We start from the raw sequence: 15,010 nt of genomic DNA on the forward strand, positions 1-15,010 counted from the left end.
CCGCGCGCGCGGGACAGCCCTTAGGGGCCGTCCCTGAATGATGCGGTGCGACTCGGCCGGTCCCGGTCCCGGATCGGCCGAGCGGCCGAGCTTAGGGGCTGTCCCTGAATGATGCGGTGCGACTCGGGCGACGCCGGTGGAACCTCAGGCGACGCGCGACGAAGCTGCGCGGCGGATCCACGGCGGTGAGGAGCGACGCCGCGTCAAGTTTCATGGGGTTAGCCGTGGTGTGCGGTCCTCAGGGGCCCCTAACCGAGTACCTCGGCGGCGCGCAGCACGGCGGCCGCGCGACGGCGAACGCCGAGCTTCTGGTAGAGGCGGAACAGGCGCGACTTGACCGTCCCGACGCGCACGCCGAGCGCCTGGGCGATCTCGTCGTTGCTCATGCCCCGCCACAGCAGGGCCAGCAGCTTGGCGTCCGTGAGCGACAGGTGCAGGCTGCGCGCGAGCACTTCCGCCACCTGCCGGCCCGAGCCGGCGTGAGCAACGGTGATCTCGAGCACGTACATCGCGCCAAACTTGTCGAGCGGTTGCAGCCGGACGCGCAACACGAGGTCTCCGTGCACCCATTTTTCGAGCGCCTGAGTGCCCGTGTGACGGGTCTGTTCGAGCATCGGCTCGAGGTGGTCGTCGACCCACGCCGGGAGGCGTTCGCCGCAACAATCGAGCAATCGGCGTGCGCTGGCGTTGAGGTAGACGGCGCGGCCGGCGGCGTCGAGCACGACGACGCCGGCCTCGGCCTGTTCGAGTACGGATTGGAAGATGTGGTTCGAGGAGTGAATGGAGGTGCCTGCGGTGAACATGCCCGTCCTTAGTTCACGCCCCGTGCCGACCGGCGAACCACGGTTTGTCGCACATTTGCGTACTTGTGCCACTGTCCGGATCCGATCACTTGCGATGTAACTAATCGATTTTTCAAGATCGCCGTGGCGCTTTGCCCCCCAGGTGACGCGCGCTTCCGAACCAAGTTCGTCGCCGGTCCGCGAGCGGTCGTTCGCCGATGAGGCCGGCTCGGTCCGCGGGGCGTCGATGCGGTCAGGCCGCCTGCGAGACGCCCGAGCCGGGCGGAGGTTGGCCGGCCCGCGTACCGGCAGGCGGCCGCTGTCCTCCGCGCGATCGGTGGGCCGCCACGCGGTCGTTCGCGGGCGAGGCAGGGCGGGCCAGAGTGGCGCCGGCGCGGTCGGACCGGCGGCCTCCGCCCGACCGAGCGGCGGCCTCCGCCCGACCGAGCGGCGGCCTCCGCCCGACCGAGCGGCGCAGAAGCGGTCTGACCGGCCGCCTGGCGGGGTCGCCGGGGCCCGCGCGCCACGCCGGGCAACCCGGGCCGCCACGCCGGGCAACCCGGGCCGCTACGCCCGGCAACCCGGGCGAACGGCGCGGCCGCTACGCCGGGCAACCCCGGCCGCTACGCCCGGCAACCCCGCTACGCCCCGCAACCCGGGCGGACGGCGCGGATGGATGCGCCCCGCAACCCGGGCGAACGGCGCGGCGGGCCCGCGCTCGCCCGGGCGGCGCCGCCTCGAGTGTTGGGCGGGCCGGCGCCGCCGGCAGGCCATCAGTCTGGAGTATCCTAGGACCGGATGGCCGGTCCGATCGACGCGGACACCGTCGTGCACGTGCCGTCCGAGGCGCCGTGGCTCACGGCGGCACCGTCCACCGGCCTCGGCACGCTCGCGCAGTCGCCGGCGCATGCCCTGCGCCTCGAGGAGGTGGCGCGGACGCGAGCCCTCATTCGAATGGGCTGGGCGCTGTCGGCGGTGACCGCCGCGTCCCTGGCCGTGTTCGACGGCAATCCGATCCTTGAGCGGGCGATGCTCGTGGGCCTGACGATCGGCGCGATCGTGAGCACGCTGTTCTACCGGCACCTGCGCAATCCGGACAACCTCACGCCGCGCAAGAACGTGGCGTTCGCCGCCATGGTCGCCTGTGTCGCGCAGATCGCGGTCGTGTACTTCGGCGTGTTCTCCGCCGTCACCATGATCGTGTTGCTCGGCGTGTACTTCTTCAGCCGTACCGAGCGGCCGACCGCCGCCCTCGTGGTTTACGCAATCGGCGTGATTCCGCACGCGGTCGTGGCGTCAGCGATCGCGGCGGGGATCATCGTGGACCCGGGCCTGTTTCCGGCGGCGCCGCTGCCGCCGCTGCAGATGGCGCTCGTCATCGTCCTGATTCACAGCGCCTTCTTGATGGCGTTTGCGATCGCGCGGTCGGCGCGCAAGAGCACCCTAGAGGCAATCGACAACTTGCAACGCGCCATGCGGCTTGCCGACAAGCGGGAGGCGCAGCTGGCCGAGGTCCGCCACGACCTCAATCGCGCGCTGCGGATCGGCGGCCCCGGTCACTACACCGGACACGTGATCGCGGGGTACCGCGTCGGCGCGCTGATTGGCCACGGCGCGATGGGGGAGGTGTACGACGCGGTCCCCGAGGGCGGCGGCGAGCCGGCGGCGGTCAAGCTGTTGCATCCGCACGTACTCGATGACCGCCGTCACGTGGAGCGATTCCTGCGGGAGATGCGCGCCGCGAGTTCCGTCGACTCGCCCCATGTCGTGCGCGTGTTCGACTCATCGTCGGCCGACGCCACCGTACCGTATTTGGTGATGGAGCGGCTGCGCGGCTACGACCTGGCGCAGTATCTGCGAGAGGAAGGGCAACTGCCCCTCGGTCGCGTATGCGAACTCGTCCGTGAGATCGGCGGCGTCATCGATCAGGTTTGGGCGCACGGCATCGTTCATCGCGACCTCAAGCCGCAAAACTTGTTCCACGCCGACGTGGGAGGGCGCCGTATCTGGAAAGTGCTCGACTTCGGCGTCGCGGTGCTCGCCGAGTCCGGCGGGACGCTCACGCAGGGCGCCGTCGTCGGCACGCCATCGTACATGGCGCCCGAGCAGGCGCGCGGGCGGCCGGTCGACGTGCGCGCGGACCTGTACGCACTCGCCGCGATCGCGTATCGCTGTCTCACCGGCCGCCCTCCGTTCGTCGGCCCGGATGTGCCGTCGATCCTATATGACGTCGTGCACACGATGCCCGCGTGTCCCAGTGCGCTGGCGCCGATGCCCGACGACGTCGACCTCGTGTTCGCGATCGCGCTCGCCAAGGACCCGGGCGAGCGGTTCGCCAGCGGTGCCGCGCTCGCCGACGCGTTCGCCGCCGCCGCGGCCGGGACCCTGTCGCCGGACCTTCGCGAGCAAGCCGCGCGGCTGTTGCGCGTGCACCCGTGGGACAGCGAGCGCTAGCGGCACGGAGTGGGGCGCTCTGTGCCGTGATCGAGCACAGGGCCGTCGTATCGCGGTGTTGCAACTCGGGAGCCGGCCCTCACACTCGCTGGTCGAGACGTGCGGGGATCGCGCGTCCGCGATGACGCCGGACTGCCTGCCCCGGACGCCGCCGCGGCGTCGGCCGGGCTCGCGGGGGCGGCGTGCGCCGGCCGCGACAAGGTGAATCCCCGGCGTGCTACGTCGTCGAATCGGAGCGCTCGTCGCTACTTGACGAGCCCATGCCGCGACGGCACATTCGCGTGGCCGCGACGCGGAGGCGATTTGGGGGCACAGGAGGAAACAATGATGCGAATGACGACGGCCGCTGCCTTGCTGATGGGGATGTTCGGATTCGCGACGCGCGCTGCGGCGAGGCCCGGTCCCGAGGGGTGGGCCGCGATCGAGCGCGGCCTGAAGCCGCGCGGGGCGATCGTGTGCGACGGCAGCAAACCGGTGCGCGTTCGCAATGCGCGCGTCGATGTCGACGGGGCCGCGCTCACGGTCATGGGCTCGTGCGACGTGCGGGTGGAAAACAGCCTGCTGCGCGGCACGAAGGCGGCCATTCGGATCGCGGGTAGCGGGGATGTGATCGTGTCGAACAGCGTGATCGAAAGCCCTGGCACCGCCGTGTTGATCCAGGGCTCGGGATCGGTCCGGATCGACCGGAGCGACGTGCGAGGTGGGACGGCGGCCGTGTCCGTGCAGGGCAGCGGCGAAGTGGAGGTTCGGCGCTCGCGCGTCGCCGGCCCGGTGAACCGCCTCGGCTCGGGCGACGTGCGATTCGGCGCGGACGTCGAACGCAGCGCGACGGCGGCCGTGTCGGCGCCGCAGCGCGGGCCGTCGCTCGGAGCCCCCGCGGCCGACATCGCGAACGGCCCGGACGCCCCCCCGCGCGCACCGGCCGATGGGAAGGCCGGCGCGTCGATCGACGAGGCGGCCCTCAAGCCGCACGCCCCGGTGACGTGCGCCGGCACCGAGGACATTCATCTGCGCGGCGTGTCGATCGACACCCCCGGCGTCGCGGTCCAAGTCGTCGGTTCGTGCGACATCGTGGTGGAGGACGGCGCGATCCGCGGCGGTAAGGCCGCCATTCGCGTCGCGGGCAGCGGCGACGTGCGCGTGCGCAACAGCGTCGTTCGCGCCAAACGCGACGCGATCTCCGTGCTCGGTTCGGGCGACGTCGTGTTGGACCACGCCACGGTGAGCGGTCGCCGCGCCGTGGCGATTCGCGGTAGCGGCGACGTCGAGGCGTCGGCGTCGCGATTCGAGGGCCGGCGCAGCGTGGTCGGGTCCGGGCGCTTCCGCGACGGCGGCGGCAACGAGTGGGCCAAGCGGGCTCGCCGCCGCAAGTGACCGCGCGCCATCGCGCGCAGGCGCGGCCGGATCGGGGCGGCGGCCGCTTGACAGCGGCCGGCGACTCGGTAACGTAGCGTCGACGACTGCGGGATTAACTCAGCGGTAGAGTGTCAGCTTCCCAAGCTGAAGGTCGCCGGTTCGAACCCGGTATCCCGCTCCGCGACGGCCGGTGCAAGTGCGCACCGGCCGTCCTCGTATCGACAGGCGCGTCGCGATCGCGCGCGGATGCGCGCTCGACGGCGCGGGTGCCGAAGGCCTGACGCCGCCGGCGCGCGGCGTGACGGAACTTCGACAAACGGCACGCCGCGTCGCGGAGTTGCCGAGTGGAACGGAAATTGGACGGACCTTTCGGCATGAACACACCGAAACGAACGTTGTTGTGGTTGTCGATGGGCGCCGTTGCAGCGGCAGTCGCCGGATGCGCCGTGGAAGACCCGGTCGCGGAACCGCCCTGCGCTGCGGCGCCGGAGGTCGCCGCCGACGGGCCGTTGTACGGGTTCGTCGTCGATCGGGTCGACGTGGCCGGGACCGCGATGGAAGCGGAGCGACTCGGGCTCGATCTCGATTGCGACGCCGACGGCCGGCCGGACAACGCCCTCGGCCGTCTGCTCGCGCTGATCGACGACATGGCGGGCGATCTCGATGTCGGCGCCGAGACGAACGCGATGATCGAGTCGGGCGCGATGCTCCACCTGATCGAGGTGCGGGCGCCCGACCTAGACGGCGCTGGACCCGCCGCGGTCTTGTTTGAGCACGGAGTCGATCTCGACGGCGACCCGTCGGACAATTTCTCGGGCGTCGAGGTGTTCGAGGTGGACCCGGCGCGGCCGGCCGGCAGCTTGGCGGGCCACCTGGCGGGCGGCGGCTTGTCGGTTGCGAGCGGAACGATCTACGTCGCCGTCGCCTTCCCGGGGCGGGACGAGCCGTTCGTGTTGCCGCTGATCGGTGCGCGCATCGAGGCGACGATCACGCGCGGCGGCATCGAGGGGCGCCTGGCCGGCGGCGTGCCGGCGGAGGTGGTAGACGAGCAGCTCGTGCCGGCGTTTCGCGAAGGTCTCAATCGCATCGTTGCGCGCGACTGCGCCGGCGGCTGCGCGCCCGACAGCTTCGGCGCGCTGTTGCTCGAGATGTTCGACGCCGATCGCGACGGCACGATCGGGTACGCCGAGTTGCGCGACGATCCGGTGACCGAGGCGCTGCTCGCCCCTGACGTGGACCTGCGCGACGCCGACGGGAATCTCGCGCCCGGCGGCGACGGCGTGGCCGATGCGCTGTCGGTCGGCTTCGGCTTCACCGCGGTGCCCGCGTTCGTGCGGTCCGCCCGATGACGCACGTGCGCGGGCCTTGCGCCTCCCGCACCGGGCATACGGCCGCCGGGCCGGCGGCGCGTTCGCGGGGCGGGCAGCCGGCGGCCGGCGCGGCACACGACACTTGCGCCGGCCGCCGCTGTCGCCGACGCTCGCGCCATGGCATTCGCAATCCGTGCGGCAACGGAGGCCGACGCGCCGGTGTTGCTCGACCTGATCCGATCGCTGGCGGCGTACGAGCGGCTGGCCGACCGGGTGGTCGCCGACGAAGCGGCGCTGCGCGCGACGCTGTTCGGGCCGCGGCCGTATGCCGAGGCGGTGCTGGGCATCGCCGACGGTCTCGCAGTCGGCTACGCGCTGTTCTTTCACAGCTATTCGTCGTTTCTCGCGCGGCCGGGGCTGGTGCTCGAGGACCTGTTCGTGCGGCCGGAAGCGCGCGGGCGAGGCTACGGGACGGCGCTGCTGTCGCACGTCGCGCGCGTCGCGGTCGACCGCGGCTGTGGCCGGCTCGAGTGGTCGGTGCTCGACTGGAACGAGCCGGCGATCCGGTTGTATCGCCATCTCGGCGCGCAGCCGCTGTCGGACTGGACGATCTACCGGATCGACGGCCGGGCGCTCGCCGCGCTCGCGGCGCGCGCGCGCTGACGGCGCCGGGCGGACCACGCGGCGAGCCAGGCGAGGGCGAGCCACCCGCCTCCGTCCGCAGCGGGCGCGCCCGCCGCCGCGCAGCCGCTCGTCACCGGCGCGGGGCCCGCGCCGTCGCCGCCGGCGCCGCCGCCCGCGCCGGCGTCGGGGCCGCCCGGGGGCATCGCGGAGCCGGCGTCGGGGCCGCCCGGGGGCATCGGCACGCAGGCGCCGCCGGCGCAGGTCTGGCCGTCGCCGCAGTCGCTGTCGGTCGTGCAGGCATCCTCCGTGCGACCCTTGGCCAGCTCGACGGCGAACGCGGCCGTCGTGCGCGCGAACGTGAGCGCGTGGTCGGCGCGGCCGCCGCTGACGTCGATCGTGTCGTCCGGGGTGTGCAGGACGGCGTTGATGTCGGCGGCGCGCGACTCGAACGGATGGACGACCGGGAACCCGGCCCGGTACCAGGATGCGTGGTCGGAGCACGCGTACCCGCAGGTGTCGCGCACGCGCGACGCGCCGACATAGGTATCGACGAGCTGTTCGAGAAACGCGGTGAGCGCGGGGTCGGTGTAGTCCGTGATGATCGCCATGTCCTCGGGCGAGCCGTGGTGGTTGACCATGTCGAGCTGCAGCGCGCCGACGACGTTCAGCCCGCGCGCGGCGGCGTCCTCGGCGATGTCTTGCGAGCCGAGCAGCCCGACCTCCTCGCCCGCGTATGCGTAGACGACGATGGTGCGATCGGGGCGATAGCCGGCGGCGACCATGGCGCGCACGACGTCGGTGAGCGCCGCGATCCCGGATGCGTTGTCGTCGGCGCCGGGCGCCACGGCGTTCGCGCCTCCGGGCGCAATCGAATCGAGGTGACCGCCGATGACGACGTACTCGTCGGGCATCGCCGTCCCGCGGATCGTCAGCTCGACCGACGGCTGCGCGAACGCATGGGGCACCAGCCGCACCTGCGCGTCGGGGCGGCCGGCGGTGATCGCGCGCCACCGGTCGGCGAGCCACTCGGCGGCGTCGACGCCGGAGTCGCTGGTGTAAAACCGGTTGCGGTACGCCGACAGGGTTCGGATGGTGTCCTCGATCGCCGCGGCCGACAGCCCGGCCGTCACGGCGGCGACGACGTCGGCCCGATCCATCGTATAGGCGGCCGCATAGGCGACGGCGCGGGGAGCCGCCGCGGCGCGCGCGGCGGCGATCGCGGCCGCGCGCGTCGGGTGCGCCATGAAGCCGCCGCAGCGTGCGCCGCCGGCGTGCAATGCGGCCGACAGCTCGGCGATCGCGCCGGTCGGAGCGCGCACGATCGCGACGCCATCGACCACGTCGGCCGGCGTGAACGCGGCGCGCGCGTCGGGCGACAGCCGCGGTACGGCGCGAGCGAGCCGCCGCGCATCCACCGTGAGCCAGCGGTCGGCCCCGGCGCCGCGGCCGGCCGCAAACGCGTCCGCCGCCGGGGCGTCCTCCGCGGCGCAGGACGCAAGCACCAGCGCTCCGGCCAGGCCGAGCAGCGCCCGCGAAGTCGGAGTCGTGCGGACCATGCCGCGCGTCAATCCACATCGCGTGCCACCGCGATCGGCGAGCTTCCGTTCGCGGGCGCGGACGCAACCCGCCGAGATCGCGCTGAAGATCCGCGACGGCGCGGCGGCGCAGGTGAGGTGACGGCGCATCAGGTGGGGCGCGATTCCACGACGACGCCCGCGGTGCGCGGGGAGACCGCCGAGGTCCGCGGCCGGGCCGCGGGCGGCTCGGCCCGGCCGATCGCGAACCGCGGGGTCTCTCGACCCTAGTTGCTGTAGCAACGGTAACGATCGCACGCGCACGCGCCGGTACTCGGGTCGATCGTCCCCATGCCGTGCCGCCGGCGAACAGGGCGTATTTTCCTGCCGCAGCGCGGCACACAGGTAGGACAACGTGGGATGCGCGCCCCCCGATCGGGGACCGCACACCCGATCGCCGGGCGGCCCGCGAGAGGTCGTCGGTCTCCAACTGTGCAAGGTGGCCCGAGTGTCACGAAAGTTTCCCCGTTGGCAAGCGCGATGCACTTCGCCCGGGCATGGGTAGAGGTCAACGATCGGGTCGTCGTGCGCGCGGTGCCGGGTGGCCGGCAGCCGTCGCGCTGCTCGCGCTCGCCGGCTGCGAGGTCGGTACGGCGCTGCCGTTCGCGCCGCCGGGCAGCCCGGACGCGGGTAGCGACGAGGAGCAGGTCCAGTGCGAGGGCGCGCCCACGATCGATCTGAAGCTGCTGTCGCCGTGCTGTGAGGGGACCGGCGACAGCGGCCACTGCGTGCCCGGCAGCTACGTCCCCGACGAGGTGCAAGGGCTGGTCGCGCAGTGCGAAAACGGCGGCTACTGCATCCCGGACGCTTTCATCGAAGCCGGCGGTGCGGTCGAGCCGGTCGAGTGCCTGTCGGTCAACGGCCCCGGGGTGTGCCTGTCGTCGTGCATCCCGCAGGTCCAGGAAAACTACGACCTGCTCACCCAGGACATCTGCGACGTGAGCCAGCGGTGCGTGCCGTGCATCAATCCGTTGGATGGGAAACCAACCGGAGCGTGCGACTTGAAGCTGCAGTGCAACACGACCCCCGCGAGCCAGTGCCCGGAGGGTCCCCACGTCGGGCCGCCGCTGATCGATCCGACGCAGTTGCCGGCCTGCGACCAGTGCGACACCGGCGGCGCCCACTGTCTGCCCGCCGACCTCGTGCCGGGCGACCTCGGGTCGCGGCTGGCCGACTGCTCGGCGGGCGGCAAGTGCGTGCCGGACGAGTTCATCGCCAGCGCCGGCAGCTTCGAGCCGCAGACGTGCCGGTCGGTCGGCGGCGGCGAGGGACGGTGCCTGTCGCGGTGCTTGCCGGAGGTCGCCGAGCAGCTCGATCGCTTGCCGCAGGACGTGTGTCCGCCGACGCACGTGTGCGTGCCGTGTACGGACCCGCTCACCGGCGAAGACACCGGCGCGTGTGGCCTGTCGTGCGACACGGGACCGACCGAACCGCCGCTCGTGTTTCCGAAGTGCTGCGACGGCCGCGGAACGTGCATCCCGGGTGAACTCGCCGGGGACGATGCCGACAGCCTCGGCGAGGATGTGTGCCCCGAGGACTCCGGGCTGCTGTGCGCGCCCGACGAGTTCATCGACGGCACGTTTGTCGCGGAGCCCTGCGTGACGACCGGCCTGATCGGCGGCGGCGAGCCGGGCGCGTGTCTGCCGGACTGCCTCGGCGCGGTGGACACGATCTTCGTCGGCCGGGGCACGTGCTCCGAGGGCTTCAAGTGTGCCCCGTGCAAGGGGCCGTTCGGTGGCGACACGGGCGCCTGCGACTTCTTGCCATGATCGTTCGACTTGCAACCGCGTTGTGTGTGGCCGCGCCGGTGGCGGCGCAGGCCGGTGGCCAGTATGTCGCCGACAACGGCGGCGAGGCGATCCAGCGCGGCGGCGCGTTCGTCGCGAAGGCCGACGACGCGACCGCGCTGTACTACAACCCGGCGGGGCTGCTCGGCAGCGGCAGCGAGGTGTTCGTCGGCTTCAACGTGGTGAGCATGGAGCAGTCGTTCCAGCGCGCCGGCGAGTACGCGCCGCAGACGATCGATCCGGGCGGCGCGCAGCCCGACTACGTGGGCGATCCGTACCCGCGGATCGACTATCGCGCCAGTCAGCCGGTGCCGTTCGTCGCGGTGCGGTTCGGCCGCCCGCGCTATGCGTTCGGCCTCGGCGTGTTCGCGCCGCCCGGTTTCGGCAAGCGCGACTACCCGCAGACGGTGCGCACGCGCGACGGCGACGAGGCGCCCGCGCCGCAGCGCTACGACGCGGTCAGCCAGGACGGCATCGTGGTGTTCCCGTCCGCGGGGTTCGCGGTGCGCCTGAGCGACCGGCTCGACGCGGGCCTGCGCGCCACGCTCGCGTACGCGCGCGTGCGGTCCACGCGGGTCGTCCAGGGCGTGCCCAACCGCGGGGAGGAGCCCGGGCGCGACATCGCGGTGACGGTCGACGCCACGGATCCGGGCGCGTTCACCTACGCGCTCGGCTTTCGGTTCCGCGCGTCCGATGACCTCGAAATCGGCGGTGCGTATGCCGCGGCGACGACGTTTCACGCCGAGGGGGTGATGGTGTCCGAGCCGGGCGCGAATCTGCAGCAGCTCGCGGCCGACGGCGGGAGCCTGATCGTGCCGGTCGACCCGGGCGACGTTCGCTGCGCGCCGGGCGGCACGCCGCAGGCGGTCCGCGCGTGTCTGGACATGACGTTGCCGGCGACCGCAACGATCGGCGCTCGCGTCGTCGCGCGCGACGACGACGGCGCGGAGATCGGCGACCTCGAGGTCGACGTGCGCTGGGAGAAGTGGACGGACGCATCGGCCTATCGCGTCCGCGTCGATGGGCGCAGCGCGGTGATGAACCGTCGCCTGGACGACACGGCGATCGATTACAAGCTGCGGGACGTGTATTCCGTGCGCGTCGGCGCGTCGCGGATCGTGCGCGGCGCCGGCGGCCGGCGCTACCACCTGCGCGGCGGCGTCGCGTACGACACCGAGGCGGTGCCCGAGAGCTGGACGACGCTCAACGTCGACGGCGCGGCGCGCCTGCTGGTAGCCGGCGGCATCGGCATCGAGTGGGCGCGCACGCGCATCGACGTGGGCGCGGCGCGCATCGGCAAGACGCGGCGACAGGTGCGCGAGATGCCGGTCGCCAACCCGGACGACGTCGACCTGCGCCAACAGCCGGACGCGCCGGTGCCGCTGTTGCCGGGCGACGAGCTGCCGTACCACCCGATCAACACGGGGACCTACGAGACCGGCTACTCGCTGGTGTCCGTGGCGCTCACGCGCCGGTGGTGACGGCGGCGCCCCGGCGGACCGGGACACCGGCGGGCGCCGGACGCACGCGCGGCCGCGGCGGCCGTTCGCGAGCGGGAGCCGCCGAGGCGTGAGCGCCGGCACTCGCGTGCGCTCGCTTCGGCGCGGCGACGCGCGGGCGCGCGCGGGTTGGCGGCGGCGAGCAAACGCGGTACACCCGCTGCCCCGTGCGCGCGCTGGTGACGTGGCCGTTGACGATCCTGTTCGCGGTCGCCTTTTCGACGTTCGCCCTGGTCGACTCCGTGGCGCGGTACGCGGCGGACGCGGATGCGGTGGTCGCCACGGCCCGCCGCGCCGGCGTGCGCGACCGCGCGGCCGAGGCGGCGACCGCGTGGCTGTACGAGCGCGTGCGCGCCGAGCCGGCGTTCGCCGACGCATCGCGGCCGGCGATCCGGCAGATGGTGGACGGCGTCGTCACCGACGCCTGGCTGGACGAGACGCTTCGCCGCGCGCACGCCGCCGCCATGGCGGCGGTCGACGGCGCCCGCGATCGCGCGGCGATCGACCTGCGCGCGACCAAGGCCGCGCTGGCCGGCGCGGTGGAGGATCTCGTCGCGCGCGCGGCCGCGGCGTGCGCCGAGCTCGCCGGGCCAAAGGCGTGCGCCGACGACCGCCGCGCGCGATCGCTGATGGCGGCATTCCGGGCGCGCGGCCGGCGCGCGATCGCGCAGATTCCGGACGAGATCGACCTCGCCCGCGCCGTCGCGCGCGACGGCGGCGACGCCGCGCGCCTCGACGAGCTGCGGGCGTGGATCGGCGACGCGCGCGCGCTGTGGTGGGCGGGGTTGGCGGCGCTGGCCGTGTGTCTCGCCCTCCTCGCGGCGGTCAACGGTCCGCGCCTGCGCGACCGCGCGCGCGCGGTCGCGTGGGCGCTCGCATTCGGCGTGGCGCTCACGTTCGGCGCGATGGCGGGCGCGCGCGCGGTCGCCTCCGGCCGGCTGCAAGCGGCGGTGACGGAGCTGCGCGGATCCCGGGCACCGCGCGACCCGGCGGTGCGGGCGCTCGTCGACGGCGGCGAGGTGTGGGCGGCGCGCGCGGTGGACGACGCGCTCGCGCGCCGGCTGCCGGCGCTGGCGGTCCTCGGCGGCGCCGCGGTGGTCGCCGGCGTGCTGGCCGGGCGGCGCCGATCGCGCTGACGCGCGCCGGTTTTGGCCGGGCGGCGCCCGCGCGCCTCGTGTTGGCCGGGCGGCGCCGGCGCGCGCCTCGTGTTGGCCGGGCGGCGCCGGCGCGCGCCTCGTGTTGACCGGGCGGCGCCGGTCGCGCCGGCGCGCGCGCTCGCGGTGGCCGACCTCGCGCGCGCGGTCGCACGCGGGGCGCCGCGGTCACACGGGTGCGCGGGCGACGGTTGGACTATCCTGGCGCGCGATGGCTGGACGGCGAACGTGGATCGCGCTGGTCTTGGTCGCCGCGGCGGTGGGCCTGTGGCGCTGGCGGGCCGCGCCGGGGCGCGCCCCGGCGGCGACCGGAGCCCCGGCCGCCGGGCCGCCCGATGCCCCGGCGGGGCGGCAGCCCGTGGCGACCCGCGCCCGCCGGGTGCTCGAGCCGACGGTGGGCACCCGGTTTCGCGCCGCACCGGGCGTGGTGGCGACCGTCACCGGCCAGGTGGTCGATGCCGGCACCGGCGCGCCGGTCGCCGGCGTCGACGTGGTGTTCGCGCAAGGGAGCCGGGAGACGACGGCGACCAGTGACGGCGCGGGGAGGTTCTCGCTGTCCCTCGCGCCGGGGGTCTACGACGTCCGCGCGATCGGCGACGGGGTGATCGCGCCGTCGCAGCCGCCGCTGGCGGTCGCCCGGGCCGAGCAGGCGGTCGCGGTGACGGTGCAGGTCGTGCGCACCGCCGCGGTGCGCGGTCGCGTCGTCTACGACGGCGGCGCGGCCGCGGCCGGGGCGGAGGTCGCCATCCGATCCGACTCGCGCGCCGCGGCCGGCTACGTTCGCGCGGGGATGCTGGCGCCGGCGCTCGCCGACGCGGCGGGCGCGTACGAGCTGGTGGTGCCGCCCGGCGCCGTCGAGCTGCGCGCGACGACGGCGGACGGCGCGCACGGGTTCGCCCGGGTCGAGGTCGCGGCCGGCGAGGTCGCGGCCGGCGTCGACATTGTGGTGGACCGCAGCGCGTCGGTGGCGGGCGTCGTCCGCGCGCCGGACGGTTCCGGCCTGGACGATGCGACGGTCGTCGTCTCGACTCGCGTACCGCGCAGCGTTCACTACGACCGCCGGGAAGCGCCGGTCGGCCCGGGCGGCCGGTTCGAGGTGCGCGGGTTGCGGCCGGGCCGGACCGTGGTCGAGGCGGTCGCGGACGGCTACGCGCCGTCGGCGCCGGTGACGATCGACCTGGCGCACGGCGAGGCGCGGACCGGCGTGGTGCTCACGGTGTCCGAGCCGTTGGTGATCGCCGGCCGCGTCGTCGACGCCGACGGTGTGCCGGTGCCCGGCGCCGAGGTCGCGCAGGTGTGGCTCGGCAGCAAGCTGCGCTACGACAAGGTGACCACCGACGGCTCGGGCGCGTTCGCGTTCGACGCCGTCGGCCCCGGCCCGCACATGATCCGGGCGCGGCACCCCGCGTACGTCGATGCGCGGCAAACGAATGTCATGGCGCCGGTCGACGACCTGGTGCTCAAAATGGTGCCGGCCGGGTCGATCCGCGGGCGCGTGCGCGCGGCCGGCGGCGAGCCGGTGCCCGCGTTCTCCGTCGACGTGCGCCCGCGCGGCAAGCGCGGCGGCCGCAAGCGCCGGCGGTTCGCGACCGGCGACGGCCGCTTCGAGATCTGGCCAGTCGCGCCTGGCGACTACGACGTGATCGCGACGGCGGATGGGTTCGCGGAGGCGCGCGCGCGCGTGTCGGTCGAGCCGGCCGAGCCCGCGGACGTCGACGTCGAGCTGTCGCGCCAGTGAGCGGGGCCGCCGGCCGCGCGCCGGCGCCGCGACCCCCCACGGCGTTCGATGCAACCGGTCGGAACTGCGGGTGACTGGAGGCCGGTCCGCGGCTTGCACCCGAGCGGTGCATGGTCGCGGTGACGAATCGGCGCGCTGTCACGGTGCCCGAGGGGCCGTCGGTCGTCCCTCGGATGTTCTGGAAGCTGGCGGGGGGACGCCCGAATCCGGACGACCCGGTGGAGGTCGCGCTGCGCGCGATCGCCGCGCTCGAGGCGCTCGAGCGCGTCGACCGGCCGGGCGTCACCGCGAGCACGCTGACGTTCCTGATGCGGCTCGACGGCGATCGCGTCTACGCGGCGCCCGAACAGCTGCGCGGTGAGCCGACCAGCCAGCGGTCGCTCGTGTTCACGGTCGGCGTGGTCGTGTTCGAGACGCTCACGGGCTGCCATCCGTTTGGCGCGACGGGCCGCAGCGCGCGCGCGGGCGGGGAGGCGGCTCGGTGCGTGCCTCCCGAGCTGCGTGCGGTGCTCGAGACGGCGATGGCGCCGTTTGCGGCGGACCGATGGAGCAGCCTGCGCGCGCTGCGCGACGAACTCGCGCGGTTCGTCGGCCGGCAGCGCACGGCGATCGCGCCGGCGCCGCGCCCCCGGTCGGTGCCGCCGCCGTGCCCGGGTTCCGCGGTCCGGCGCGTCGCGGCGGGGACCGTGCCCCCGGCGGCGGGCGCGCCGGCCGCTCGCGCGCGGGACGCCG

The 15,010-nt window shown here is 74.2% G+C and carries 11 protein-coding genes and 1 tRNA gene; 10 read left to right on the top strand and 2 right to left on the bottom strand.

Translation table 11 applies throughout. The annotated features are described in order from the left end of the window. Nucleotides 1-248: 248 nt before the first annotated feature. Nucleotides 249-803, bottom strand: coding sequence for a hypothetical protein (locus D6689_04150; protein RMH43781.1), 555 nt, complete (start codon nt 801-803; stop codon nt 249-251). A gap of 777 nt (nt 804-1,580) precedes the next feature. Between D6689_04150 and D6689_04155 the strand changes: the two genes are divergently transcribed. From D6689_04155 to D6689_04175, 5 genes are all read left to right on the top strand, one after another. Further along, nucleotides 1,581-3,236, top strand: a complete 1,656-nt coding sequence (locus tag D6689_04155) for a serine/threonine protein kinase (GenBank protein ID RMH43782.1) — start codon at nt 1,581-1,583, stop codon at nt 3,234-3,236. Between the two features lie 333 nt (nt 3,237-3,569). Next, nucleotides 3,570-4,610, top strand: coding sequence for a hypothetical protein (locus D6689_04160; protein ID RMH43783.1), 1,041 nt, complete (start codon nt 3,570-3,572; stop codon nt 4,608-4,610). 88 nt (nt 4,611-4,698) lie between these two features. Further along, nucleotides 4,699-4,773: transfer RNA gene (locus tag D6689_04165), tRNA-Gly, on the top strand. A 265-nt stretch (nt 4,774-5,038) separates the two neighbouring features. After that, a complete protein-coding gene (locus D6689_04170; protein ID RMH43784.1) occupies nt 5,039-5,941 on the top strand; it encodes a hypothetical protein in 903 nt (300 codons plus the stop codon). Between the two features lie 138 nt (nt 5,942-6,079). Beyond that, nucleotides 6,080-6,565 carry a GNAT family N-acetyltransferase gene (locus D6689_04175; GenBank protein RMH43785.1) on the top strand — a complete coding sequence of 162 codons (486 nt, stop codon included), beginning with the start codon at nt 6,080-6,082 and terminating at the stop codon, nt 6,563-6,565. Here D6689_04175 and D6689_04180 read toward each other — a convergent pair. Beyond that, the gene (locus tag D6689_04180) at nt 6,514-8,211 is read right to left on the bottom strand and encodes a M20/M25/M40 family metallo-hydrolase (GenBank protein RMH43786.1); all 1,698 of its coding nucleotides are present in this window, start codon (nt 8,209-8,211) and stop codon (nt 6,514-6,516) included. The genes D6689_04175 and D6689_04180 overlap by 52 nt on opposite strands. 386 nt (nt 8,212-8,597) lie before the next feature. Here D6689_04180 and D6689_04185 point away from each other — a divergent pair, with 386 nt between their 5' ends. The 5 genes from D6689_04185 to D6689_04205 all read left to right on the top strand — a co-directional run. After that, a complete protein-coding gene (locus D6689_04185; protein RMH43787.1) occupies nt 8,598-9,869 on the top strand; it encodes a hypothetical protein in 1,272 nt (423 codons plus the stop codon). Further along, on the top strand, nt 9,866-11,368 hold the full coding sequence (locus tag D6689_04190; GenBank protein RMH43788.1) for a hypothetical protein: 1,503 nt from the start codon (nt 9,866-9,868) through the stop codon (nt 11,366-11,368). Before D6689_04185 ends, D6689_04190 begins: the two co-directional genes overlap by 4 nt. Before the next feature lie 185 nt (nt 11,369-11,553). Further along, nucleotides 11,554-12,522, top strand: coding sequence for a hypothetical protein (locus tag D6689_04195; protein RMH43789.1), 969 nt, complete (start codon nt 11,554-11,556; stop codon nt 12,520-12,522). 229 nt (nt 12,523-12,751) lie between these two features. Then, nucleotides 12,752-14,278, top strand: coding sequence for a carboxypeptidase regulatory-like domain-containing protein (locus D6689_04200; GenBank protein ID RMH43790.1), 1,527 nt, complete (start codon nt 12,752-12,754; stop codon nt 14,276-14,278). 110 nt (nt 14,279-14,388) lie between these two features. Next, the coding region (locus D6689_04205; protein RMH43791.1) for a hypothetical protein at nt 14,389-15,010 on the top strand (622 nt) is incomplete at its 3' end.

The organism is Deltaproteobacteria bacterium, from assembly GCA_003696105.1.
Classification (GTDB): Bacteria; Myxococcota_A; Polyangia; order Haliangiales; family J016; genus J016.